The organism is Lacrimispora sphenoides JCM 1415 (genome assembly GCF_900105615.1).
Taxonomy (GTDB): Bacteria; Bacillota; Clostridia; order Lachnospirales; family Lachnospiraceae; genus Lacrimispora; species Lacrimispora sphenoides.
The window spans coordinates 4,373,692-4,400,000 of the sequence record NZ_LT630003.1 but is presented as its reverse complement, the minus strand read 5'-3'; the positions used below and the strand labels follow the sequence as shown (position 1 = coordinate 4,400,000).

25 protein-coding genes (1 of these 25 running past the window's edge) are annotated in these 26,309 nt (G+C 41.7%); 9 read left to right on the top strand and 16 right to left on the bottom strand.

Going from position 1 to position 26,309, the window contains the following annotated elements:
• From BMX69_RS19835 to BMX69_RS19795, 9 genes are all read right to left on the bottom strand, one after another.
• A protein-coding gene (locus tag BMX69_RS19835; RefSeq protein WP_100043312.1) for a lysophospholipid acyltransferase family protein crosses the window boundary here: on the bottom strand, positions 1-115 show its 5' portion. It extends 599 nt beyond the left edge of the window; the window shows 115 of its 714 coding nt (coding positions 1-115); it begins with the start codon at positions 113-115; its stop codon lies off the left edge, out of view.
• Positions 116-119: 4 nt separating this feature from the next.
• Entirely contained in the window at positions 120-671 is a 552-nt protein-coding gene (locus BMX69_RS19830; protein ID WP_054791222.1) for a Fe-S-containing hydro-lyase, read from the bottom strand.
• A 27-nt stretch (positions 672-698) separates the two neighbouring features.
• Entirely contained in the window at positions 699-1,541 is an 843-nt protein-coding gene (locus tag BMX69_RS19825) for a fumarate hydratase (RefSeq protein WP_100043311.1), read from the bottom strand.
• Between the two features lie 182 nt (positions 1,542-1,723).
• Positions 1,724-2,155, bottom strand: a complete 432-nt coding sequence (locus BMX69_RS19820) for an RrF2 family transcriptional regulator (protein WP_025230664.1) — start codon at positions 2,153-2,155, stop codon at positions 1,724-1,726.
• 193 nt (positions 2,156-2,348) lie between these two features.
• On the bottom strand, positions 2,349-2,621 hold the full coding sequence (locus BMX69_RS19815; protein ID WP_100043310.1) for an HPr family phosphocarrier protein: 273 nt from the start codon (positions 2,619-2,621) through the stop codon (positions 2,349-2,351).
• A 13-nt stretch (positions 2,622-2,634) separates the two neighbouring features.
• Positions 2,635-4,071 (bottom strand): glycoside hydrolase family 1 protein, encoded by a 1,437-nt coding sequence (locus BMX69_RS19810; protein WP_100043309.1) that lies wholly within the window; start codon positions 4,069-4,071, stop codon positions 2,635-2,637.
• A gap of 32 nt (positions 4,072-4,103) precedes the next feature.
• Entirely contained in the window at positions 4,104-4,445 is a 342-nt protein-coding gene (locus BMX69_RS19805) for a PTS lactose/cellobiose transporter subunit IIA (protein WP_038285086.1), read from the bottom strand.
• Between the two features lie 22 nt (positions 4,446-4,467).
• Positions 4,468-5,727, bottom strand: a complete 1,260-nt coding sequence (locus tag BMX69_RS19800) for a PTS sugar transporter subunit IIC (protein ID WP_100043308.1) — start codon at positions 5,725-5,727, stop codon at positions 4,468-4,470.
• Between the two features lie 22 nt (positions 5,728-5,749).
• Positions 5,750-6,055, bottom strand: coding sequence for a PTS sugar transporter subunit IIB (locus BMX69_RS19795; RefSeq protein ID WP_054791217.1), 306 nt, complete (start codon positions 6,053-6,055; stop codon positions 5,750-5,752).
• Positions 6,056-6,254: 199 nt separating this feature from the next.
• On the opposite strand from BMX69_RS19795, the gene BMX69_RS19790 reads away from it, so the two are divergent.
• Entirely contained in the window at positions 6,255-8,174 is a 1,920-nt protein-coding gene (locus tag BMX69_RS19790; protein ID WP_100043307.1) for a BglG family transcription antiterminator, read from the top strand.
• Between the two features lie 81 nt (positions 8,175-8,255).
• Here BMX69_RS19790 and BMX69_RS19785 read toward each other — a convergent pair whose 3' ends face one another.
• The 7 genes from BMX69_RS19785 to dnaA form a co-directional block, all read right to left on the bottom strand.
• Complete coding sequence (locus BMX69_RS19785) at positions 8,256-9,572, bottom strand: hemolysin family protein (protein ID WP_100043306.1); 1,317 nt, start codon at positions 9,570-9,572, stop codon at positions 8,256-8,258.
• 189 nt (positions 9,573-9,761) lie between these two features.
• Positions 9,762-12,323, bottom strand: coding sequence for a DNA gyrase subunit A (gyrA, locus tag BMX69_RS19780; protein WP_100043305.1), 2,562 nt, complete (start codon positions 12,321-12,323; stop codon positions 9,762-9,764).
• A gap of 14 nt (positions 12,324-12,337) precedes the next feature.
• On the bottom strand, positions 12,338-14,251 hold the full coding sequence (gene gyrB, locus BMX69_RS19775) for a DNA topoisomerase (ATP-hydrolyzing) subunit B (RefSeq protein ID WP_100043304.1): 1,914 nt from the start codon (positions 14,249-14,251) through the stop codon (positions 12,338-12,340).
• 21 nt (positions 14,252-14,272) lie between these two features.
• Complete coding sequence (gene recF / locus BMX69_RS19770) at positions 14,273-15,358, bottom strand: DNA replication/repair protein RecF (protein WP_092241503.1); 1,086 nt, start codon at positions 15,356-15,358, stop codon at positions 14,273-14,275.
• An 8-nt stretch (positions 15,359-15,366) separates the two neighbouring features.
• On the bottom strand, positions 15,367-15,576 hold the full coding sequence (locus BMX69_RS19765) for an RNA-binding S4 domain-containing protein (protein ID WP_054791221.1): 210 nt from the start codon (positions 15,574-15,576) through the stop codon (positions 15,367-15,369).
• 125 nt (positions 15,577-15,701) lie between these two features.
• Entirely contained in the window at positions 15,702-16,823 is a 1,122-nt protein-coding gene (dnaN, locus tag BMX69_RS19760; RefSeq protein ID WP_054791215.1) for a DNA polymerase III subunit beta, read from the bottom strand.
• A gap of 258 nt (positions 16,824-17,081) precedes the next feature.
• Positions 17,082-18,455, bottom strand: a complete 1,374-nt coding sequence (gene dnaA / locus BMX69_RS19755; protein WP_025230653.1) for a chromosomal replication initiator protein DnaA — start codon at positions 18,453-18,455, stop codon at positions 17,082-17,084.
• A gap of 464 nt (positions 18,456-18,919) precedes the next feature.
• Between dnaA and BMX69_RS19750 the strand changes: the two genes are divergently transcribed.
• From BMX69_RS19750 to mnmG, 8 genes are all read left to right on the top strand, one after another.
• Positions 18,920-19,549, top strand: coding sequence for an ECF transporter S component (locus BMX69_RS19750; protein WP_025230652.1), 630 nt, complete (start codon positions 18,920-18,922; stop codon positions 19,547-19,549).
• Between the two features lie 479 nt (positions 19,550-20,028).
• Complete coding sequence (rpmH, locus tag BMX69_RS19745) at positions 20,029-20,163, top strand: 50S ribosomal protein L34 (RefSeq protein ID WP_013274848.1); 135 nt, start codon at positions 20,029-20,031, stop codon at positions 20,161-20,163.
• A gap of 120 nt (positions 20,164-20,283) precedes the next feature.
• Positions 20,284-20,631, top strand: coding sequence for a ribonuclease P protein component (gene rnpA, locus BMX69_RS19740; protein ID WP_025230645.1), 348 nt, complete (start codon positions 20,284-20,286; stop codon positions 20,629-20,631).
• A gap of 4 nt (positions 20,632-20,635) precedes the next feature.
• Positions 20,636-20,851 carry a membrane protein insertion efficiency factor YidD gene (gene yidD, locus BMX69_RS19735; protein ID WP_092241520.1) on the top strand — a complete coding sequence of 72 codons (216 nt, stop codon included), beginning with the start codon at positions 20,636-20,638 and terminating at the stop codon, positions 20,849-20,851.
• Between the two features lie 19 nt (positions 20,852-20,870).
• Complete coding sequence (locus tag BMX69_RS19730; protein ID WP_100043303.1) at positions 20,871-22,151, top strand: YidC/Oxa1 family membrane protein insertase; 1,281 nt, start codon at positions 20,871-20,873, stop codon at positions 22,149-22,151.
• Positions 22,152-22,162: 11 nt separating this feature from the next.
• Positions 22,163-22,828: an RNA-binding cell elongation regulator Jag/EloR gene (gene jag, locus BMX69_RS19725; RefSeq protein WP_054791213.1), complete on the top strand. Its 666-nt coding sequence runs from the start codon at positions 22,163-22,165 to the stop codon at positions 22,826-22,828.
• Positions 22,829-22,918: 90 nt separating this feature from the next.
• A complete protein-coding gene (gene mnmE / locus BMX69_RS19720; RefSeq protein ID WP_054791212.1) occupies positions 22,919-24,298 on the top strand; it encodes a tRNA uridine-5-carboxymethylaminomethyl(34) synthesis GTPase MnmE in 1,380 nt (459 codons plus the stop codon).
• 99 nt (positions 24,299-24,397) lie between these two features.
• A complete protein-coding gene (mnmG, locus tag BMX69_RS19715; RefSeq protein ID WP_054791211.1) occupies positions 24,398-26,299 on the top strand; it encodes a tRNA uridine-5-carboxymethylaminomethyl(34) synthesis enzyme MnmG in 1,902 nt (633 codons plus the stop codon).
• Positions 26,300-26,309 lie beyond the last annotated feature (10 nt).

The following is a 26,309-nucleotide window of genomic DNA, read 5'->3' as shown; positions in this document are numbered from 1 at the left end:
CATAGCGCTGCTCATCGGTATGAGTATCTTTCGGAAGGCCCATCCTCCATATACGGTAAAACCATACAGGAACACGAAAAAGATTTCTTACTACCATATAGAAGATACGATTCATATTCTTAGTCCTCCCTGTATCTTTCTATGGCTGTTTCATATAAATTGTTTCCTTTGCTGTCTATGACAACTACCACCGGAAAGTCTTTGATTTCCAGACGCCTTATGGCCTCTGTTCCTAAATCTTCATAAGCAATTACTTCAGAGGAAAGGATGCATTTAGAAAGAAGAGCTCCGGCCCCTCCCACCGCAGCAAAATAAACGGACTCGTTTCTTACAATGGCCTCTATGACTTCATTGCTTCTTTTCCCTTTTCCTATCATTCCCCCCATCCCCATATCCAGAAGAAGGGGCGTGTACTTATCCATGCGGCTGGCTGTGGTCGGTCCGGCGGAACCGATGGGGCGTCCTTCCCTGGCTGGGGATGGTCCCATATAATAGATCATATTTCCTTCTATATCAAAGGGAAGACTTCCCTTTTGGTCCAAAACTTCTTTCATTCTTTTATGAGCGGCATCCCGGGCAGTATAAATGGTCCCAGTCAGATAAACATAATCTCCTGAACTTAAACTCTTTGCATCTTCCCTGCTGATCGGTACCTTTATGTGATGATCCATGGTTTCCTCCATTCTTAGCTCCAATCATTATATGACCCTGTGTGCATGTCGGTTTACATGACAACAGATATTAACTGCCACAGGCAGTCCTGCTATGTGAGTCGGGTAGGTTTCAATATTTACGGCAAGGGCGGTGATCCTTCCTCCCAGACCTCCGGGCCCGATTCCAAGCTTGTTAATTTTCTCAAGCATCTCTGATTCTAAGTCTTTTACATAGGGAATAGAAGACCGTTTATCAATTTCCCTGGTCAATGCCTGCTTGGCTAACTGGGCACATTTTTCAAACGTTCCGCCGATTCCTACTCCAACCACCATGGGAGGGCATGCATTTGGTCCGGCCTCCTTAACTGCAGTTAATATGGAATCCTTGATCCCTTCCAATCCATCCGCGGGCTTTAACATGAATATGCGGCTCATGTTTTCACTTCCAAACCCTTTGGGAGCAACTGTAATATCTATCTGATCTCCGTTCACAACTTCATAATGGATGACTGCAGGGGTATTATCTTTTGTATTTACCCGCTCCACCGGCTCCACCACAGATTTTCTTAAATACCCTTCTACATACCCTTCTCTTACTCCCTGATTGATTGCATCGGTAAGATTTCCGCCTTCTATATGCACATCCTGTCCTATCCTTACAAATATCACTGCCATCCCAGTGTCCTGGCAAATGGGGATCATATCTTCTCCCGCTATCTTTAAGTTTTCCTTTAACTGGCAGAGCACCTGTCTGCCAAGGAGTGAAGTTTCTTCATCCACTGCCTTAAGAAATACCCTCTCCATATCACTAGACAGCACATGGTTGGCTTCTATGCACATTTCTTTTATGTTCTTTGTTATTTCTTCAACTTTAACCGTTCTGATCATACATTCCTCCAGATTTGCAGGCACCTTTGTTTTATTTCATCATAAATGATTCTTATTGTGAAATCAAGTTGAAACATAAAATAAGGCAGGGGATGTTTTAATTATCATTCCCTGCCTTATTTATAAGAAGTTTGATTTACTGAAAGGTTCAGCCAATAGCAGATTTTCTTTATGAAAGAAAATCATGCCTTAGAATCAAGACGATTTCTGATTAGCTTTTCCTGAATATCTTTAATCGTGATCTCTTCCATTCTTCTTCTGCAAAGCTCATTTAAATCCCCATAAATTTCATCCATGACTCCTGACATTCCAGAAGCTATCATACAGGGGGTATCTACATTGCCGGATTTCCAGGAAGAAGATACAAAGGTAACATCCAAAGCATCACAAATGCTTCTTAAATTAACTTCTGAGGAATCTTTGCCAAAATGATAGCCGCCCTCCAGCCCTTCCTTTGTTGTGATTATTCCGGCTTTTTTTAACTTTGCCATCACCTTTCTTACCCGGGCAGGGTTGGTGCATACATTGGAAGCCAGTTCCTCACTGGAAATGGTGACCTTCCTCTGGTTTAAATAAACTACTCCATGAACCGCTACTGCAAACTCACTTGTCATATGAATCCCCTATTTCATAGATATAATTTTCTAAGTGAAGTCAAACATAGTGCCGACGATGCTTAGAAAATCAGCCGTTCGACGTACCACCTGGCGAATCGAACTTCCTTGATCTGTAATTGATATAGTTTCAGTTTATATTTTATCAATTTGAAGGATCATTGTCAAGCGTACTTCCTTACCTTCATGGAATTCAGCGGTTTTTGGATAACCCAATGTTTACTATCAGATCTTTCAACTGCTCAATTGCCTGGTTTTCATCATCTCCCGTGGCTGTTATCGTTACGCGTTCTTCCTGTTTGACTGCTAATCTCATAATAGCAAGTGGATTTTTTAGATCAGCTTCCATCTCTTCTTTTTTTAATAAGATAAGAGAGGTAAACTTCTTGGCGGCGGCTGCCAAATCTGCTGCCGGCCTGGCATGAATCCCCATAGCATCCTGAACTACAAATTCAAACTGCTTCACAAAGCACCTCCTGTTAAGCCAGATCCTCACCGCCCGATGAAATCACTTTTTTCATCCATGCATAACTGTCCTTTTTGATTCTTTTTCCTGTTCCATTTCCATAATCGTCATAATCTACATAAATAAAACCATAACGTTTGCTCATTTCACAGGAAGAGCAGGAAACAATATCGATCGGCCCCCATGCATAATAGCCTCTTAGGTCTACCCCATCGCGAATGGCTTCCTTCATCTGCTCAATATGGGCTCGGAGATAGTCCACTCTGTAGGAATCATGAATTTCTCCATTTTCTACTTCATCGTAGTATCCCACTCCATTTTCAGTTATATAAATAGGCTTTTGATATCTGTCATAAAATTCATTTAATAAGATTCTTAGTCCTATGGGATCAATGGTCCAGCCCCACGGGTTTGCCGGCAGCTGTTTATTCCTGTATGCCTCATTTCCTCTCTCATAACTCTCCTTTGAACATATCTGAGTATAATAATATGAAAATGAGAAAAAGTCAGCCGTATTTTTTAAGTCCTCTTCATCACTGTTTTCAAATGTGAGCTTAATATTCCAATCCTCAAAGAATCGGTATGCATAACCGGGATAATATCCCCGAAGCAATACATCGGCAAAAAAATACTCCATCTGATTGTGTTTCAATGTTGCTAACACATCCTCGGACTTACATGTGGCAGCATATTCCGGACCGCCGCACAGCATCATGCCGATCTGCATTTCAGGATGTTTTTCATGTGCATATTTTGTAGCCCTGGCACATGCCACCATCTCATGATGGACTGCCTGATATTTTGCAGAACGGAGATCATCAACCGTGTCTTCCGGGACTCCAAGATGATTAAAGGACTCATGGCCGATCAAATTAATTTGATTGACAATAATCCAGTACTTTACCTTACCTGCATACCGGTCAAATACTGTTTTGCAGTACTTAACGAAAAAATCAATGGTCTCTCTGGAATACCAGCCTTTATATGCAGTGGTTAAGTGAAGAGGCATCTCATAATGAGAAATGGTGATCATTGGCTCCATGCCATTTTTAATGATCTCATCAAATAATTTATCATAAAACTCAAGCCCCTTCTCATTTGGCTGACCATCATCTCCGTTTGGATAGATTCTGGCCCAGTTAATCGAAGTTCTGAATGTTTTAAATCCCAGATCAGCCAGCATTTTTAAATCCTCAGGATAGGTATGGTAAAAATCAATGCCTCTCCTTTTAGGAAAATTTTTATCATTGCTTTGTAAGGCTTCCTCTATATACGATCTGGTTATTTCCCCATTGGAACGCTTTTCAATGGGAAGATCTTTTTGAAATTCGTTAATATCTGCCAGGCATAGGCCTTTGTCGTCCAGGTCATAAGCGCCTTCCAGCTGATTTGCCGCTACCGCACCTCCCCACATAAAATTTGATGGGAAACCTTTTGGTACTTTATTCATGATGCTCTCCCTTCCTTCCCGATTTTATGAATCTATTCCTGGTTTTCCAAGCGTTTCAAACGCTTTTCCCAGCTTTCAAAGATTTTGATCATTTGCTTTGCAATATTGATTTCACTGTATATGGTCATTAATGTATCCTGTGCATGGGCGAAAATCAATGAATACTCTGTTTTTTCTCCTCTGGTTTCTCCCTGAATGGCATCTGTCTGGATCCGGTGTGCCTCAGTAATCTTTTTCTGCGCGTCCTTCATTTTTTCATTGGCTAAAATAAAATCCTGATCGGCAATGGCTGTCAATGCTTCTTTGCACAGTAAACGTGCATCTCCCGCATTCATAATGATGCTCATTGCAGATTCTAGTGTTTTTTCATCCATGTTTAATCACCCTTCTTATTACTTATTTCTTTTCCTCTGCTTTTTTCTCTGCTTCTGTCTCCTGACTGTCATAGATACGGAAAAAAGGATACCATATGACAGTTGAAATCAATGCACAGACAGCCATTAAAATTACACCTTTGATACTTCCTGTTGTGAGCCATGTGGAAATAGGAAATGGACAATACCACATATCAAACACCCTGGTAGGTATCGGTGCAAATGGAATCACCTTTGTAAAAATCCAGACAACTGTAGGAAGTACGATTCCCATCAGCCACATGGGAATCATCATAATTGGATTCCATGCAATGCATCCGAATACGACCGGCTCGTTAATATTAAAAATTGCAGGTACAAAACAGGCACGTCCCAATGCTCTCAATTTATTGCTCTTTGCAAATATAAGCATAATAACTAATGGTAATGTACATCCGATTCCACCGATCCATAAATAAGCAGAGTATACCGTTGGATCAGTAACCAGGTTTAGTGTTTCATGAGTAGCCGTTCCGGCTGCTGCCATGGTAACATTGGCGGTAATGGCCATGAGCATCGCCGGTTTATAAACTGGGGTAAGAACCCAGCTTGAAATTCCCAGGGAATATAAAAAACAAACAAGGGAAAGAGAAAGTACAAATCCCCAGGGAGTCTGCATAACATTGGAGATTGGCATAAATAATGACAGTAAGATATTATAAAGGTCAACCCCAAGCAGATCCACCAAAATCCAAAGGGAACAAACGATGATACCAGCCGGTAACATTAAATCAAACCAGGCTCTTACAAAATCAGGTATTACGGAATCCTCTTTAAAGAATGAGAACTTTCCGAAAATGCCCATAATAAAACCTGTAAAAGCACCTGCTGTAATCGCTACAAACATTCCTCCGGCCCCTAAGGATGCATGCTGAAATCCAGCTTGCCCATCCCTTATCACCTGAGGAGAAATAATAATTAAAAATGCTACTACACCGGAAAGCGCTGCAATAATTCTCTGTCTGCGCAGACGCTTTTTTTCCATTAAGTTAAATGGTATTAAAAATGCCACAAATAATGATAGCAACCCCATTGTCCAGCCAAACGGAGTCCAGAAATTCGGCCACCACTCCCAGCCAAAGACTTCTCCCGGGACAGTTAAAAAGCAGAATATTGATCCTAATAAAATAAACGGAAGCACCTGCATAATAGAATCTTTTAAAGTGGTAACCCATACATTATTGTTAATTTTGTTCATCTTTGGTGCGAAACTATGCTCTAACCAATGAATTAACTGTTTCATCCTTCTCCTCCTCCTTATTCACTCAGCTCATTTCACTCAGCAAATGCTCCAACGCCAAATCTCCATTTAACGTGGAATAATACTCCGGCTTCATTAAGATGACCTTAACAGCCTTTCCGCCTGTGTATTCTTCAATTTCATCCATGATATAGGCCAGATGAGGTCCTACCATAAGAGCATCAATTTCATCAATATAGTTTTCGATTTCACTTTCTCCTCTGGCCTTTATATTGATCTCCATTTTTTTTGCAGCCGCTGCCTTTCTTATATTAGCTGCCATAAATCCGGAACTTGCACCAGATCCGCAAACCAGTAAAACATTTAACATAAATAAAATCCTCCTTTATCTGTATAATAAGGTTTATGAGATCATGAAAACATCATTTTGCTTTCACAATGTACTTGATGTATTCATTATGACTTTATTCCACTTATAATTCCACCAGACATTTGCACATGGAGCGTGCAAAACTTTGGTGGAAAAATCCTTTCCAGACTCTTATAATAGACAGAAGGAGGATTTTACTATGGGGCCAAAACTATTAAAATTGATTCGTATCCTGTTGATGCACACTAATGAAATGACTGCTTCTGCTTTAGCTGCTGAAATGGGGGTATCGGAACGAAGTATAAAAAATTACATTTCAGAAATCAATGACAATCATCCTCAGACCATCCTCTCTTCCAGGAAGGGGTATACTATTAAAGCAGAGGCCGGAAGAAAAATATTAAATGACTCCGGCACTCACATCCCCCAGTCTTCCCAGGAAAGAATGGTTTATATTATCAACCTTTTGATCAAACAGGAAGCCGGCATTGATGCATACGACTTATGCGATACCATATACATCAGCTACTCCACTTTAAAAAATGAACTGGGAGCTGTAAAAAAGAAACTGAGCCAGTTTGATTTAAAGCTTTTGAATCAAAAGGACAACTTGTCCATTGAAGGACTGGAGAAGAACAAACGCCGATTGCTCAGTTCTATTTTATACGATGAGTCCAACATTAACTTTGTAAGCTTAAAAACAATTCAGCATGTTTTTCCTGATATTGAAATTGAATATATCAAAAATACATTGCTGAATATTTTTGATAAATATCAATATTTTGTTAACGACTATTCTCTGATCAATATTGTACTGCACATTACCATAGCCATTGACAGAATCAAAAATCACAACATCAATACCCAGGATGTTAAAGAACTGGCTCAGATACGCCATCATGAATATGAACTGGCAATCCAGGTCACGAAAGAATTGGAAAATCATTTTCATATCACATATAGTGAGGCAGAAATTTATGAACTTGCACTGCTGCTGATTTCCAGAGCCACCACCATTGATTATAAAAGCATAACCACTGCAAATCTGGAGGACTTTATCGGCAAGGAATGCTTTGACCTGGTGGAAGAGATGATCCAGTCAGTGAATGCTTATTACTATATTGATTTATCGGAACCTGAATTTTTGATTCGCTTTGCTATTCATATTAGAAATTTACTTCAAAGATCAAAGAATCAGCAGTTTTCAAAAAATCCTTTAACGGAAGAAATTAAAACTTCCTGTCCTTTAATTTATGATGTATCCGTATATTTATCCGGAATCATCAAAGACCGTACGGGGATCATCATAAATGATGATGAGATTGCTTATATCACTTTTCACCTGGGGAGCACTCTGGAAGCACAAAAAAGTCTTAATAAAAAGGTAACTGCTATATTATACTGCCCTAACTATTATGATTTAAATATACGTCTGACAGATACCATCAATCAGCACTTTTCCTGTGAAATGCTGATAACCAACATCATAACGGATGATTCGGCTTTAGAACAGGTTCCTAAATGCGATTTTATTATGTCTACGGTACCTCTTCATGGCTTTTATGGGGTGGACATCGTTCATATCGGAATGTTTTTTACGGATAAGGATATTTCTGTGATCAGAAATAAAATTACATCCGTAAGAATCAATAAAAGAAAAGCAACCTTTAAAAATTATTTGGAGTTGTTAATTATCCCTGAATTCTTTGAAAGAAGAAATGACTTAAAAACAGAGGGGGATGCAATCGAATATCTGGCCAGTAAAATGCATCGGCTAGGTTATGTAAACCAGACCTTCCGGGAAGATATCTACATGCGTGAAAAACTTTCATCTACTGCTTTTCATGACTTTGCAATCCCTCATGCAATGAAAATGCATGCAGATAAAACCGGTCTGAATATATTGATATCAGATTCTCCTGTCTCATGGAACGGAAAGCCTGTTTACCTGATCATCATGATGTGTTTTAACAAGAATGACCGATATATTTTTAATGAAATCTTTGAGCCTCTCACCATGATGCTCACGGACAGAGAATTTATTAAAAAACTGATTCAGGTCAAAGACCATGAAACCTTCATCCAAATGCTGACTGATAACTTGGAAGTGACCTTCTAGTACAGAACTTTACAGCCGCACATAAAAAATAGTTGTCCTGACTTTTTAAGCTGGACAACTATTTTTATGTGCAGTTTTAAATTATTTTTCCTTTATCCGGACAATGGCATTCTTTATTACTTTATCATCCATCTCTAAAATGGTATAAAGATTCTTTTCATCCTCAAGCTCCAATGGAAGCTGAGATTTCTTTGGTATAAAACCAAGTATTTCTATCAGATATCCTGACAATGTATCACAGGAGCTTTCTATTTCTTCATGAAGCACATCATCCAAATCATACAGGGATATACTTCCTTCTGCTTTATACACATTAGGTTCTACTTCTATCAGTTCCGGTTCCCAATCATCATATTCATCCGGGATATCTCCTACAATTTCTTCTATCAAATCCTCCATGGTTATAAGACCGGAAACTCCTCCGTACTCATCCACCAGGATGGCCATTTTGGTTTTACTTTTTTTCATTTCCAGAAATAAATCATCTGTCTTTTTATTTTCCGGTATAAAATAAGGCTTCTGCATGATGGTTCGGATATCAATACCCGCCTGATCATACTTATTCATTTCAATGATAAAATCCTTCATGGATAAAATACCGATAATATTATCAATTTCTTCTTCATAAACCGGAATTCTGGAATGTCTGCTGTCCAGTATCTCATTAAGGACAAGCTCCATAGGATTTTTGATATCCACTGCCACCATATCCTGTCTGGGAGTCATGATTTCTCTGGCCCTTTTATCATCAAAGAGAAAAATGGAAGTAATCATTTCTTCTTCGATTTTATTGAACACTCCGCTTTCCCGACCCAGCTGGAGCATAGAACGAATTTCTTCCTCAGAAATTTCTTCCTCCAGATTGTCTGTCTTCATGCCAAGAAGCTTTAAGATTCCATTGGTTGATACAGATAGAAGCTTAATGAACGGAGCCATGACTTTTGATACGCCGTAAATAGGGCGTACTGCGAATAAGCTGAACCATTCCGCTTTTTGCAATGCAATCCGTTTCGGCACCAGTTCACCAAATACTAGGTTAAAATAAGACAGGATGATGGTTACTGTCACCATGGCAATACTACGGCTGTAGGGGATTCCCAAAGCCAGCATCTTTCCACCAAGTATCTGTGAAATTCCTGTTGCTGCCGATGCACTGGAAAAGAAACCGGCAAAGGTTATGGCTACCTGGATGGTTGAAAGAAAACCGGTTGAATCCTCGGAAAGCTTCTGAATCAGAGCTGCTTTCTTATTTCCGCTGTCAGCCAGCATCCGGATCCTGTTTTTGTTGACTGATACAACAGCCATTTCCGCTCCTGCGAAGAACGCATTCATTAAGGTCAAAGCAATTAATAATAAAATCTGTGCGGCTATCTGCGCCGCGCCTGGGTCACTGTCCAAGCTGGTATTCCTCCTTTTTTTTGGGACATATTTTGTCCAAGCAGGTTTTTCCTGCTAAATTTCAATAAGGAAAAGACTTTGAATGCAGTAAAATTATTATTTCTGCATTCAAAGTCTTTTACTGAATTATTGATGGTAAACATTATAATATAAAAAATAAAATATTACAATATCTTTCGTGTTAAAATTTTATTCCTCTACTGGAGCCTCATCCGTTTCGGTGATTTCTTCCAAGATCTCTTCATCCTGGAGATCCAATTCTTCCAGGCCTTCTCCGTCGGACTTGCTTCCGTCATCCCGTACTTTGGCAATGCTGGCAACTTTGATATCAGAATCCTGGTCAATGTTCATTAACTTCACTCCGGACGTATTTCTACCTATCACAGAGATATCATTGACAGAAATGCGGATCACGATACCTTCCGTTGTGATCAGAAGAAGGTCATGGTCATCCTCAACCAGCTTGGCTCCTACGATATCACCGGTCTTTTCTGTGATCTTATAACACAGAACGCCCTTTCCGCCCCTTCTTTGAGGAGTAAATTCTTCAATTGGGGTACGCTTGCCCATACCGTTAGCAGAAACAATCAAAAGCTTTGGTCCCTGGGACTCCTTCTGCATGCCAACGACCTGGTCATCATTATTGAGCTTCATACCGATAACACCAATGGATACACGACCTGTGATACGGACATCCTTTTCATGGAACCGGATGCACTGGCCCTTTTTCGTTACCAGGAAAATATCCTTTGTATCGTCAGTTGCCTTAACCTCAATCAGTTCATCATTTTCCCGAAGGACAATAGCCTGAAGGCCGTTCTTACGGACATTGGCGTATTCCCTCATAGGTGTTTTCTTTACCATTCCGTTCTTGGTTGCCATGAAGAGGAACTTATCATCGTCATATTCTTTCATGGGGATGATAGCTGTAATGCTTTCTCCTGGAAGCATCTGCAGAAGGTTCACAATTGCGGTTCCTCTGGAGGTTCTGCTTCCTTCCGGAATCATATAAGTCTTTAACCGGTAAACACGGCCTGTATTAGTAAAGAACATCAGGTAATGATGGGTTGTAGTCATCATCAGGTCTTCGATGTAATCCTGGTCAATGGTCTGCATTCCCTTGATTCCCCTGCCGCCCCGGTTCTGGTTCTTGAAGTTGTCAATAGACATCCTCTTAATGTATCCCAGTTTTGTCATGGCGACGATGGTGCTTTCATCGGGAATCAAGTCTTCCATGGACATATCGTATTCATCAAAGCCGATGGAGGTTCTTCTGTCATCTCCGTACTTTGCGGAAATGACGGATATTTCCTCCTTGATCACTGCTAATAGCTTTTTCTCATCGGCAAGGATGGCCTTTAACTCTGCAATCCTGGCTTCCAGTTCTCTGAATTCGTTCTCAAGCTTTTCTCTTTCCAGACCGGTAAGAGCTCTCAAACGCATATCCACAATTGCCTGAGACTGGACATCGCTTAAGCCGAAACGGCTCATGAGTTCTGCCTTGGCTGCCTGGACATTTGCCGAACCGCGGATGATCCTGATGACCTCATCAATATTATCCAGGGCAATGAGCAAGCCTTGCAAAATGTGGGCTCTTTCTTCTGCTTTATTTAAATCGTAACGGATTCTTCTGGTAACTACTTCCTTCTGATGATCCAGATAATAATTTAACATCTGAAGGATGTTTAACACTTTTGGTTCCAGAACACCGGAACTGTTCTTAACAAGTGCAATCATGATCACGCCAAAGGTATCCTGAAGCTGGGTATGCTTGATCAGCTGATTAAGTATGACATTGGCATTGGCATCCCGGCGGAGCTCAACACAGATCCTCATACCGGAACGGTCGGACTCATCCCGTAAGTCAGTAATGCCGTCTATCTTTTTATCCTTCACAAGCTCTGCAATTTTTTCAATGAGGCGGGCTTTATTGACCATGTATGGAAGCTCGGTTACGATGATCCGGCTTTTTCCGTTTGCCATAGACTCAATATCGCTGACAGCCCTGACACGGATTTTTCCTCTACCTGTGCGGTATGCTTCTTCAATTCCCCGTTTTCCGAGGATGGTTGCTCCGGTTGGGAAATCAGGTCCTTTGATGATTTCCAGGATTTCTTCCATAGTGGTTTCTCTGTTTTCTTCCACCTGGTTGTCAATAATATGAACGACCGCATTGATGACCTCTCTTAAGTTGTGAGGTGGGATGTTGGTAGCCATACCAACGGCAATGCCTGAGGTACCATTTACCAGAAGATTGGGATAACGGGCCGGAAGGACATCCGGTTCCCTCTCTGTCTCGTCAAAGTTGGGGCTGTAATCAACGGTATCTTTGTTGATATCCGCAAGCATCTCCATGGAAATCTTACTTAAGCGGGCTTCTGTATATCGCATGGCAGCCGCGCCGTCTCCATCCACGGAACCGAAGTTTCCATGACCATCCACCAACGGATATCTGGTAGACCACTCCTGTGCCAGATTCACCAGCGCTCCGTAAATGGAGCTGTCGCCATGAGGATGGTATTTACCCATGGTATCACCGACGATACGGGCACATTTACGGTGTGGTTTATCCGGACCATTGTTGAGCTCGATCATGGAATACAAAACTCTACGCTGAACCGGTTTTAAACCGTCTCTTACATCAGGCAGGGCTCTGGAAACAATGACGCTCATGGCATAATCGATATACGATTTTTCCATGGTCTTTTTTAGGTCCACATCATGAACTTTATCAAAGATATTTGGTTCCATTTTATTTCCTCCAATTAAACATCAAGATTCTGTACATATTTGGCGTTGGCTTCGATAAATTCACGTCTTGGCTCTACCTGATCGCCCATTAAGGTGGTAAAGGTTAAATCCATTTCGGATGTGGTGTCCTCATTCATGATGACACGCAGAAGGACTCTTCGTTCCGGGTCCATGGTGGTTTCCCAAAGCTGTTCTGCGTCCATCTCTCCAAGACCTTTATAACGCTGGATCTTATTGTTGTTGTCACGGCCGATTTCCTTTAAGATGGAATTAAGTTCTTCATCGCTGTAGGCATACCATACCTTTTTATTTTTTTCCACCTTGTATAAAGGAGGCTGTGCCAGATATACATAGCCCTCCCGGATAAGCTCCGGCATGAAGCGGTATAAAAAGGTGAGCAGCAAGGTGCTGATATGGGCACCATCCACGTCGGCATCGGTCATGATGATAATTTTATGATACCTTAATTTGCTTAAGTCAAAGTCCTCATGGATTCCTGATCCAAATGCGGTAATCATGGCCCTTATTTCCGCATTGGCATAAATCCTGTCAAGCCTTGCCTTCTCCACATTAAGGATTTTTCCTCGCAGGGGAAGGATGGCCTGAGTGTTTCTGGAACGGGCCGTCTTTGCAGAGCCACCGGCACTGTCTCCCTCGACGATGTAGATCTCGCAGTTTTCCGGATTTTTATCGGAACAGTCCGCAAGCTTTCCAGGAAGAGCCATCCCCTCAAGGGCGGTCTTTCTCCTGGTTAAATCCCTGGCCTTTCTGGCCGCGGCTCTTGCGCGCTGAGCCAGGATTGATTTATCACAGATGGTTTTTGAAAGGCTTGGATTCTGCTCTAAATAATAGGTGAACTGTTCTCTTAAGATGTTATCCACCGCTCCCCTTGCCTCACTGTTTCCTAATTTCTGCTTTGTCTGGCCCTCAAACTGAGGCTCTTCGATCTTAACGCTTATGATAGCTGTCATACCTTCTCTGATATCCTCACCGGATAAGTTGGTTTCATTTTCCTTTAACAGCCTGTTCTTTCTGGCATAATCATTTAAGGTGGTTGTCAGGGCACTCTTAAAGCCTGCCAGATGGGTTCCGCCTTCTGGAGTATTGATGTTATTGACAAAGCTGTAGATATTTTCTGTGTAGGAATCATTGTGCTGCATGGCGACCTCAACATAGACACCATCCTTTGTTCCTTCACAATAAAACACCTGATCATAGAGGGGGGTTTTACCCTTGTTTAAATAGGTGATAAACTCCTTGATGCCCCCTTCATAATGGAACACGTGCTCCCGTTTATCCTCTCTCTCATCTTTCAGGATAATCTTTAAGTTTTTAGTTAAAAATGCGGTTTCACGGAGACGGATCTTTAATGTATCATAATCATAGACCGTTTCTTCAAAAATATCATCATCGGGAAGGAAGGTAACCTTTGTTCCATGCTCATCCGGGCCGCAATCTCCTATGACCTTTAATGGATACATGGTCTTTCCTTTTTCATATCGCTGTTTATAGATCTTTCCATCCTGGCGGATTTCCACCTCAAGCCACTGGGAAAGAGCATTTACTACAGAAGCGCCTACGCCGTGAAGGCCGCCGGAAACTTTATATCCCCCGCCGCCGAATTTGCCGCCGGCATGAAGAATGGTAAAGGCCACCTCTACCGCCGGAATCCCGGCCTTTTTCTGGATGCCTACGGGGATCCCTCGTCCGTCATCCACGACTGTAACGGAATTGTCAGGATGGACAATCACCTCTATGCTGTCGCAATATCCTGCCAGAGCCTCATCCACCGCATTGTCCACGATCTCGTAAACCAGATGATGAAGTCCCCTTGTGGATGTACTGCCGATATACATACCAGGTCTTTTTCTTACTGCTTCAAGACCCTCTAATATCTGGATTTGATCTGCACCATATTCTTGACTCATATTTGCACGCTTCCTCCTGAATTAATTTTCACTGCCTACGGTACCGCTTACCACCTTGAATATCTTATCTACGGGAAACCGGTTTCTTACAAATTCTTCCAGTCCCGTACAGGTGATCACGGTCTGTATATGATTGATTCCTGCAAGTAATTGATTTTGTCTGCTGCTGTCCAGCTCTGATAATACGTCATCCAGCAAAAGGATGGGATAATCATATACTGTTTTTTCTACCAGTTCTATTTCTGCAAGCTTTAAGGACAAAGCCGCTGTCCTCTGCTGCCCCTGGGAACCAAACCGGCGAATGTCGATTCCGTTGATGATGAAACTTAAATCATCCCGGTGGGGACCGGTAAGCGTCGTTTTCTGCTTGATATCCTGCTGCCTGCTTCGCCTTATGACATCTTCAAACGCATCCGCCTCTACATTTGGCTCATAAAGGATGCGCAGAGTTTCCTTTTCCCCGGAAAGATTCCCGTGGATGGGCCCTATGATTCCATCCAGCTGTTCAATAAATTCTTTCCGGTAACCAATCATTTCCTTTCCATATTGGACCAGCTGCATATCCCATATGTCCAGGGTTTCTTCGTAATCAGGCCGAAAAGCCATATCTTTCAACAGTTTATTGCGCTGCGTCACAATCCTATTATACTGCACAAGGGAATGGACGTAAAGCTTGTTTAGTTGACATAATTCTAAATCAACGAACCGTCGCCTTTCGGCCGGCCCGTTTTTTATGAGATTTAAGTCCTCCGGAGAAAAAAATACAACGTTGACGATTCCAAACAACTCACTGGCCTTCCTTATGGGAACGCCATTTACTGCCACGCCTTTGGCTTTATTCTTCTTCAAATGCATGTCAATCCGGTATGGAATATCTTTCTTTCTGATGTTTAGCTTGATATGCGACTCATCCCTGTCAAATTGTATGATTTCCTTATCCTTGCTCCCTCTGTGGGATTTTGTCGTAGCACAGACATAGATTGCTTCTAAGACATTTGTTTTCCCCTGGGCATTGTCCCCATAGAGTATATTGGTTCCATGACTGAAATCCATATGTAATTCATCATAGTTGCGGTAATTCTTAAGCTCTATCGATTCAATGATCATGGATGGTGTTATTCCTCGATTTTAATGGTATTGCCATCAAAAGTGACTACGTCTCCGGCTCTTAATTTCTTTCCTCTCTGGTATTCTACCTGGCCGTTGACCTGCACAAGACCATCCTCAATGACAAATTTGGCGTCAACCCCTGATCCAACCATACCGGCTGCCTTTAAGGCCTGTCCAAGCTTAATGTATTCATCCCTTAACTTGATTGTCTCCATAGTTTCCTCTCTCTTGCCCATGTTTTTTGGGCATTAAGGTATGCCCGCAGGGCGTTCCTCTCTTTTGCCCATGCTTTTGGGCATAAATGGTTGCTCCTATCTTTCCTTTATCATATACGGTCTGTTTAAACAGCTGCCGCATTAAAGTTGACAGGAAGGATCAGGTAAATATATTTGCCCTCTTCATCCCTGATAAAGCAGGGGGATTTGGGATTCAGCATGTAAATGGTTACTTCTTCGTCATCAATAATTCTTAAGGCATCGATCAGGAACTTTGGATTAAAGCCGATCATGATGTCACTTCCTGTTTTATGAATCGGAACCTGGGCATTCATGGAGCCAAAGCTGGAATTCATCTTAAGCTGCATTTCCTGATCTTCGATATTCATGATCAGGGGCTTTTTATCATTTTCCCTTACCAGGATGGTTGCCCGGTCAAGACAGTCCAGAAGCTCTCTTTTATTAACAGCGGTCTTTGTCTCATAATCGCTGGACAGCATCTGATCGATCCGGAAATATTCTCCTTCAATTAAACGGGAAACAACGATGGTATCATCAAATTCGAATAAAATGTGGTTGGTGCTGAAGAAAATAAGCACTTCCTTTTCATTGTCTCCGCCAAGGATCTTGCTGACTTCATTTAAAGTCTTGCCAGGAACAATGACTTTTATATCATGATAAGTATCTTTTAATTCAATATTTCGGATAGATATCCTGTGACCATCCAGAGAAACCACCTTTAACTGGTTACCAGATACTTGGAAAAGCTCTCCGGTCATCATTTTATTGCTGTCATTGGGAGCAATGGAGAAAATAGTCTGGCGGATCACTTCCTTTAATGAGAACTGGGAAAGGCAGATATAATGATCCCGTTCAATATACGGAAGATAAGCAAATTCCTCCCCATCCCTGCCCTGGATATGGAATACGGAGTTTTCACAGGAAATAGTGGTGGTAAGCTTTTCATCGCTTTCAATGGTAACAAGGGAATCTCCTACAGAAGAGAGTTTTCTTACGATCTCTGAAAGCAGCTTTGCCTCAAGGGCGATTTTACCTCTTTCCAGGATGGTTCCTTCTACCTTTGTTTCTATTCCCAGCTCCATATCATTGGCAGTCAGTTTGATCTCTGATCCGCTGGCATCGATGAAGATACATTCCAGGATGGACATGGTTGTTTTACTGGGAACCGCTTTCAGTACGATATTAATGCCGTTTAGGATCTCATCCTGTTTAAATGTCAGTTTCATAATTGTTGATAACTCCTTTACTCTAGAAATTGCAATAAATAGATGGATGATATAGTTAAATTCCGTCGTATTAGTAGTAGGGGCTGTGGGTTTGTGTAAAAGCCTTGATAACCTATATAAAGGTTGATGTTTCCATGTTCATAACAGTGTGAATAACGTCCACATAATCTAAGGAAAACTTTAAGGTTATCCACAATCATATGAGAAACGATTTAAGGCCCTTAATTGTCCACAGGTAATTAACACCTAATACACACCTTATTGTGGACTAATTTTCTTTTTAAGAATTTCAATGGTGTTATTTAAAGTATCGTTTTTGTTTATCTCTGCGGTAATTTTTTCTATCCCATGGATAATGGTAGTATGGTCCCTTCCTCCCAGGTATTTTCCAATCATCTGTAAGGGGGTTCCAACCATGTCGCGGCAGAGGTACATAACAATCTGACGTGGATAAACGATTTCCTTGTTTCTTTTCTGGGAAGAGATATCAAGGGGAGTAATGCCGTAATGATCTGCAACAACCTGTATGACAAGTTCCGGCGTGACTTCCCGCTTGTCGTTGGGGGAGATTATGTCCTTTAATGCTTCTTCCGCCAGTTCTACGGTAATCTCCTTATTATCAAGGCGGGAGAGGGCCACGATTTTTGTCAGGGCGCCTTCCAGTTCCCGGATGTTGGATTTGATGTTGGTTGCTATGTATTTAATGACTTCATTGTCAATGTTATAGCCTTCCATTTCTTCCTTTTTCCTGAGGATGGCCATCCTGGTCTCATAATCAGGGGACTGTATGTCCACGGTTAAGCCCCATTCAAACCGGGAACGGAGCCGTTCCTCCAAGGTTTCGATTTCCTTAGGTGGTTTATCAGAGGAAATGATAATCTGCTTTTTCGCCTCGTATAAGGCGTTGAAGGTATGGAAGAATTCCTCCTGGGTACTTTCTTTACCAATGATAAACTGGATATCATCGATCAGCAGAACATCATTGTTTCTGTATTTCTCACGGAATTCAGTAGGAGAGAAGTTGTTTTTATTACGGATCGCATCGATCAGCTCATTGGTGAATTTCTCACTGGTCACATAGAGAACCTTTGCAGCCGGATTATTCTTTAAGATAAAATGGCCGATGGAATGCATTAAGTGAGTTTTTCCAAGACCCACGCCTCCATATATGAACAGAGGATTATAAATTTCACCTGGAGATTCTGCAACAGCCAAAGAGGCGGCATGAGCCAGGTTATTGTTGGCACCCACCACAAAGGTATCGAATATGTATTTCGGATTCAAATTTGCGGTTATGATAGCCGACTGGCTGACCGGATTTATGGTATTGGTAATAAGAGTATTACCTGCAGGGGCGGCGGCCTCTTTCGGAAGTTGATTTTCAACAACAAAATCAACACTGCACTCAAATCCAGTCACTTCTTCTATGGTGATCTTTAGAAGAAACCCGTATTTTTTGCGGATGTATCCCAAGAATTCCACATCCGGTACCGTGACGATGACTTTTTCGCCGTTTACAGAATAAACTTTTAGCGGAAGAAGCCAAGTTTTAAAAGACACGTCCGTAATTTCGTGTTCTTCTTTCAAATTAAATAAGATATCATCCCATTTTTCCTTTAACTTTTCTAACATTGTAAGTCTCCTACATTTATAAAAATGCAAATATGCGCATTTACCCAATCTACAGTTCATTCTATACTATTTTGAAACAATTTTCAATGATAATAGAAAAAAATTGTGGATAAGTGTGTGCAGAGGATGTGTATTGCATGTGAATGATGTGTTGATAATCATCCAGAGAGAGAGTTGTCCACAAAAAAGGTGTATTTGGTAAGTTCTGTTATTCACATCCCGGGAGAGTGGAATTTATATGGGCTGAAAGGACAGGCCTGTGAATAAAACAACAATTATCAAGATAATATCCAGAGAGTTTTCCACAAGTTATCCCCATAATGTTGATAAGTTTATGTAAATTAACAAAATGGGCGAAATTTTACTGACGCGGATTGACGGATAAAAGCTTTCTATAATATAATGCACATGTAACCAGATGCATTGTATCTTTATAAAAGAACAGTAGCACAGGAGGTAAAAAAATGAATATTGAGAACAAAACCCGTAGCCTGGTACTGGCAGCCGTATTTGTTGCCATTATCGTCATCATGGCGTTTACGCCCTTTGGGTACATTCCCCTGGGATTTATGAACGCCACGATCATTCACGTTCCGGTCATAATTGGAGCCATTATTCTTGGACCAAAATATGGCGGATTCTTGGGAATGGTATTCGGACTGACCAGTCTGTGGAAAAATACCTACATGCCCAATCCCACTTCCTTTGTATTTTCTCCTTTTATTAAAGTAGGAGAGTACGGCGGGAATATAGGCAGCCTGATTATTTGTATGATTCCCAGGATTCTTGTAGGTATCGTGGCCTATTATGTGTTCCGGGCGGTATTAAAAGCTCTGGGCGAAAGAAGCGGAAAGAGGACCATTGCTTTGGCGGCCGCAGGAGTGGCAGGATCATTAACCAATACTTTATTGGTAATGAATCTGATTTACTTATTTTTCGGAAAAGAATATGGACAGGCGGCAAGGGGACTGACGGAAGGAATCTATTCCGTAATTATTGGAATCATATGTATCAACGGAATTCCGGAGGCTATTGTGGCGGGAATACTTACTGTGGCGGTCTCCCAGGCGTTATTTAAGGCCATGAAAGGATAATCACTGAAAAAACTTGAGCCATTGCTCCATGTATTTTGAGGAGCAATGGCTTTTACTATTATTCCGTGACCTCCGTCTTTTTCAAACAGGAGCCTGTCATCCTGAGTTTTCCTTCCAGGTTTACATAAAGTGTTCCGTCAATGCATTCCCTTTATCCATATCTATCCATTTATCTGATAGAAATAAATTCCAATTTTATTATCCTGTATAAAAGGATTGATTAGTAGATTGAAATCGGACATTACCGGATTTTCCAGGTATATGGGCAGGAGTGTCCGATATGCATCAGATCCGGTATCTGGAATGTCGCAAAAAAACGCCGGGGCAGTGTCGGTTTTAAAAGAAAAAATACATTTTTCCCTTGACGAACCATCTTTTGTTCTATATAATTGAAACGATGTTTAATTAAGATAGTCTCAATATGTTTCATCATATTGCCTATGATAAACTATTGTAACAAGAGGAGGTGTCCGTAGATTATGAAGATGACGTTTCAGCCAAAGAAGAGACAGAGATCCAAAGTTCATGGTTTCAGAGCCAGAATGAGCACTCCAGGCGGAAGAAAAGTTTTAGCTGCCAGAAGAGCAAAAGGAAGAGCAAAATTATCAGCTTAATGGACCAGGCCGCAAGTAATTGTGGCCTTTTCTTTTCTCAAATTCCTGGGAAATAGGAAAATACCTTCCAGGTATAACTTTTTCTCCAAAAAGCGTGGACAGGAGATAGGAAAAAGTTTCATGAAACATTTTAATTCAATTAAGAAGAGCCGGGATTTTCAAGAAGTTTATCAAACCGGAAGATCCCTAGCCAACAGACTTCTTGTAATGTATGTTAGAAAAACGGACAGGCCTGAGACCAGAATCGGTATATCCGTCAGCAGGAAGGTAGGAAACAGCGTTGTTAGGCATCGCATAACCAGATTAATCAGAGAGAGTTTCAGGCTTCATGAGGAAATGGTAGAGGCAGGATTAGACATCGTAGTCGTTGTAAGAGCAGCGGCAAAGGAAGAAAATTACAAAACAATCGAAAGTGCATATCTGCACTTGTGCGGACTTCATAACATTTTAAAAAAAGAATCGAAGTGATCTTATGATTAAGAAAATCATGATTTTGTTGATCAGAGGGTACCAGAAATTTCTTTCTCCTCTGAAAATAAGAACTCACTGCATTTACACGCCTACGTGTTCTCAATACGCCATTGAGGCGCTTACAAAGTATGGTGTGTTAAAAGGTACATTTTTGGCTTGCAAGAGGATACTTCGGTGTAATCCATTTGCAAAAGGCGGTTATGATCCAGTTCCGTAACAGATGAGGAGGTAGTTCATTGGAATTCTTAGTATTGACTAAGGTAGGAGGCATCTTGGGGCCGTTTGCGACCGTTCTGGGTATTATCATGGATTGGCTGTTTAAGCTGACCAGTACGTTTGGAATCCAGAATATTGGTTTGTGTATTATTTTATTTACTCTTGTAACTAAACTTCTTATGTTTCCGCTGACCTTAAAGCAGCAGAAATCATCAAAACTTATGAGCGTTATGCAGCCGGAAATTTCGGCTATTCAGGCAAAATATAAAGGAAAAACCGACCAGGAATCCATGAGAAGGCAGAACGTGGAAGTTCAGGCGGTTTATGAAAAATATGGAACTTCCATGACAGGCGGCTGTGTGCAGCTTGTCATCCAGATGCCCATTCTTTTCGCCCTGTATCAGGTTATTTATCATATTCCTGCCTATGTACAGAGCGTTAAAACGGTATTTGAAAATGTAGTGACAGCTGTAAATTCCCTTGGGGTCGATCATGTAGGGATGCTGACACAGTTTGCCACAGACAATAAAATCAATGTATCAAGAATCGGAAGCCTTACAACCAGTAATGGGATGGTGGATTTCTTATATCAGTTAAATCCCGGCCAGTGGAATTCTTTGCAGGAATTATTTCCTACCATTAAGGATACCATTGCTGCCAATGCAGCCCAGATTTCCCATATGAATTCTTTTCTGGGAATTAATCTGTCATCTACGCCATCCAGCGTATTGTTTCCGCCAGGAGGCGGCTTCCATTTCAGTCTTGCTATTCTCATTCCGATTTTGGCAGGTCTCAGCCAGTGGTTCAGTGCCAAGCTGATGACAGTAAACCAGCCACAAAATGGAAATGATGAGGGCAATGCCATGGCTCAGTCCATGAAGAGCATGAATACGGTCATGCCGCTTATGTCTGTGTTTTTCTGCTTCACCTTTGCATCCGGTATTGGTATTTACTGGATTGCCTCCAGTGTGTTCCAGATCATCCAGCAGGTTGCGGTAAACCGCCATTTAAACTCAATTGATATGGATGAGATGATTAAGAGGAATGTTGAGAAGGCTAATAAAAAGCGTGCAAAGAAGGGGCTTCCTCCTCAGCACGTTGCCCAGAATGCTACCGCCAATTTAAAAAATCTTCAGGCTGCTAATGATAAAGTGGAAGCAGAGAGTAATGCTAAGGCCGAGAGGACAAGGGAGCAGGTTAAGGCTTCCAGCGATTATTATAACAGCGGAACTTCAAATCCGGGCAGCATTGCATCAAAGGCGAGGATGGTCGAGAAGTACAACGAAAAGCACAGTAAATAGGAGGGTGACCTATGGATATGATTACAGTTTCAGCAAAAACCGTTGATGAAGCGATTACAAAGGCATTAATCGAATTAGGAACAACCAGTGATAAGCTGGAGTACGAGATTGTTGATAAGGGCAGTAATGGTATTCTGGGAATTATCGGTTTTAAGCCGGCTGTCATCCGTGCAAAAAAGAAAGAAACCATGGAAGATAAGGCTATGACCTTTCTTTCCGATATGTTCGGTGCTATGAATTTAGGTGTCAATATGGAAGCTTCTTATCTTGAAAAGGAAAAAGAACTTTCCATTAACATGTCGGGAGATGACATGGGAATTTTAATAGGCAAAAGAGGACAGACCCTGGATTCCCTTCAATATCTGGTTAGCCTTGTTATTAATAAGGAAAACGAAGATTACATCAGGGTAAAACTTGATACGGAAAATTACAGGGAGCGGAGAAAGGAAACTCTGGAGACTCTTGCAAAAAATATCGCTTACAAAGTGAAGCGGACAAGACGTTCAGTTTCTTTAGAACCGATGAATCCTTATGAAAGAAGGATTATCCATTCCGCACTTCAAAATGACAAGTTTGTTGTTACAAGAAGTGAGGGAGAGGATCCATTCAGACATGTTGTTATTTCCTTAAAGAAGGATTATTCCAAAAGAGAACGGAATCAGGAAAAAGAGAGATAGATAAATAGACAAATAACTATGAGGGGTTGGGGCTGTCGGAAGGCACCCTCACCCCTTTTCTCACGCAGGAAGTTATTTAGGTGATTGAATATGAAAATGAATACAATAGCGGCTATCGCCACAGCCATGTCCAGTTCCGGTATCGGGATTATCAGGATCAGCGGCGAAGAGTCATTTCAGATTATAGATAGGATTTTTAAGGGAAAAGGAAAAAGCAGGAAAAAGCTTTCAGAGGAGACGTCACATACCATTCACTACGGTTATATCTTTGATGGGGACGAGGTTATCGATGAAGTTCTGGTTCTGATCATGAGGGGGCCAAGAAGCTTTACGGCAGAGGATACGGTTGAGATTGACTGCCATGGAGGAGTTCTTGTAACAAAGAGAATTTTAGAAACCGTGTTAAAGTACGGTGCCATACCTGCGGAGCCGGGGGAATTCACCAAGAGGGCATTTTTAAATGGCAGAGTGGATCTATCCCAGGCAGAAGCTGTTATTGATGTGATCAATGCGAAAAATAATTATGCTTTAAAATCTTCTGTCAGCCAGTTAGAGGGATCTGTTTCTAAGAAAATAAAGGATATGAGGGATAAAATTATTTATCATATCGCTTTTATTGAATCAGCTCTTGATGATCCGGAGCACATTTCTCTGGATGGGTACCAGGAACGTCTTTTACAGGCAATTATGCCATTAAAAGAGGAACTGAATCTTCTTATTAAGTCCGCCGATAATGGAAGGGTTTTGTCAGAAGGTATTGAGACAGTTATTTTAGGAAAGCCCAATGCAGGAAAATCCTCACTTTTAAATGTTTTGGTGGGAGAAGAGCGGGCAATTGTTACGGATATTGCAGGAACTACCAGAGATACCTTAAAGGAGCAGATCAGGCTGGAGGACTTAAGTCTTAATATCATTGATACAGCAGGAATCCGGAATACGGAGGATGTGGTTGAAAAGATTGGTGTTGAGAAGGCAAGAAGTGCGGCCCAGGAAGCGGATCTGATCATTTATGTGGTGGATGGGTCCTGTCCTCTTGATGAAAATGATGAAGAGATTTTAAAGTTCATAGAAGACCGGAAGGCAGTAGTCCTTTTAAATAAGACGGATCTCATTCCTGTTGTTACAGAGGATATGCTTAAAAAGAGAACCGGTCATCGGGTAATTCCCATTTCCGCAAAGGAACGTCTTGGGATCGGGAATCTGGAAGATGAGATAAAGGCAATGTTCTATCAGGGTGAGATCGATTTTAATGATCAGGTTTATATAACGAATGTAAGGCATAAGAATGCACTTTTGGAGGCGCTTAAGAGTCTTTCTATGGTGGAGCGGAGCGTCAAAGAGGAAATGCCGGAGGATTTTTATTCCATTGATTTAATGGATGCTTATGAACAGTTGGGAACCATCCTTGGAGAGTCGGTGGGGGATGATCTGGTTCAGGAGATATTCCGTAAGTTCTGTATGGGTAAGTAAAAAGATAAGCAGGGAATGCCTTTTATGTTCCTGTGGCGGGCCCTGTAAGTATTTCATTAAATACAGAAGGTGTGGTAATAGATACGAAAGGAGAATGAAATGCAGCATTTAGAAGAGTCTTATGATGTCGTCATAGTCGGTGCAGGACATGCCGGCTGTGAGGCGGCCCTTGCCTGTGCAAGGCTGGGTCTTGAGACAATTATGTTTACAGTCAGCGTAGACAGCATTGCGCTGATGCCCTGTAACCCTAATATCGGCGGAAGCTCCAAAGGCCATCTGGTAAGGGAGCTTGATGCTTTAGGCGGTGAAATGGGTAAAAATATTGATAAAACGTTTATACAATCCAAAATGTTAAACCAGTCAAAAGGACCGGCAGTCCATTCCTTAAGGGCCCAGGCAGACAAGCAGGAGTATTCCAGATCCATGAGAATGACCCTGGAGAATACGGATCATTTGACCATAAGGCAGGCAGAGGTTTCTGAAATAATTGTAGAGGATGGAACCCTGACAGGAGTCAAGACCTTTTCCGGGGCAGTATACCGCTGTAAGGCGGCCATACTGGCTACGGGAACCTATTTAAAGGCAAGGTGCATCTATGGCGATGTAAGCGAGTATACAGGCCCTAACGGCCTTAAGGCAGCCAATCATCTGACGGATTCCCTAAAGGAGCATGGAATCGAGATGCTGCGCTTTAAGACGGGTACTCCTGCCAGAGTGGACAAGAAAAGCATTGATTTTTCCAGGATGGAAGAGCAGCTGGGAGATGAGAAAGTGGTGCCCTTTTCCTTTTCTACCGATAGGGTGACGTTACAGAAGGAACAGATATCCTGTTGGCTTACTTATACCAATGAAAAGACCCATGAGATCATTCGGGAAAATTTAGACCGTTCCCCCTTATATTCAGGAGCCATCGAAGGCACTGGGCCAAGGTACTGCCCATCCATTGAGGACAAGGTTGTAAAATTTCCGGATAAGGACCGCCATCAGGTCTTTGTAGAGCCGGAGGGCCTTTATACCAATGAAATGTACTTAGGCGGCATGTCAAGTTCTCTGCCAGAGGATGTTCAGTATGCCATGTACCGGACAGTTCCTGGGTTAGAGAAGGTGAAAATTGTCAGGAATGCGTATGCCATTGAATATGACTGCATCAATTCCATACAGCTTAAGTCAACCTTGGAAACTCTGCCAATCAATGGATTGTATTGTGGCGGACAGTTTAACGGAAGCTCCGGATATGAGGAAGCGGCAGTCCAGGGATTTATGGCCGGTGTAAATGCAGCTATGAAAATCCTGGGGAGAGAGCAGATCGTGCTGGATCGTTCCCAGGCTTATATCGGCGTTTTAATCGACGATCTTGTTACAAAAGAAAATCATGAACCGTACCGTATGATGACATCAAGGGCGGAATACAGGCTGTTGCTGCGTCAGGACAATGCGGATATCCGTCTAATGGGAATCGGCCATGATATAGGGTTAATCAGTGATGAACAGTATGAGAAGCTGCTTTTAAAGGAAAGGCTGATTGAGGAAGAAATCAAGCGCTTGGAGACCACTAATATAGGAGCATCCAAAGAAGTGCAGGAATTTCTGGAAGAAAACGGCAGTACTCCTTTAAAAACCGGCACAACCCTGGCTGAGCTGGTGAGAAGACCTGAGCTTGATTATGTTATGTTAACTAAAATAGATAAGAACAGGACTGCTCTTTCAGAAGATGTGATTGAACAGGTCAATATTAATATTAAATACGATGGATATATCCGCAGACAGAGACAGCAGGTAATTCAGTATAAAAAGCTGGAGAATAAAAAGCTGGATGTGGAATTTGATTATTCTACGGTTAAGGGGCTTCGAAGAGAGGCCATCCAGAAACTAAATCTATATAAGCCAATGTCCATTGGACAGGCATCCAGAATATCCGGCGTGTCTCCGGCAGATATATCTGTTTTGCTTGTTTTTCTGGAACAGCTTCGTTATCAGAAGAGCCTGGAAAAGAAAGAATGAGGAATTATAT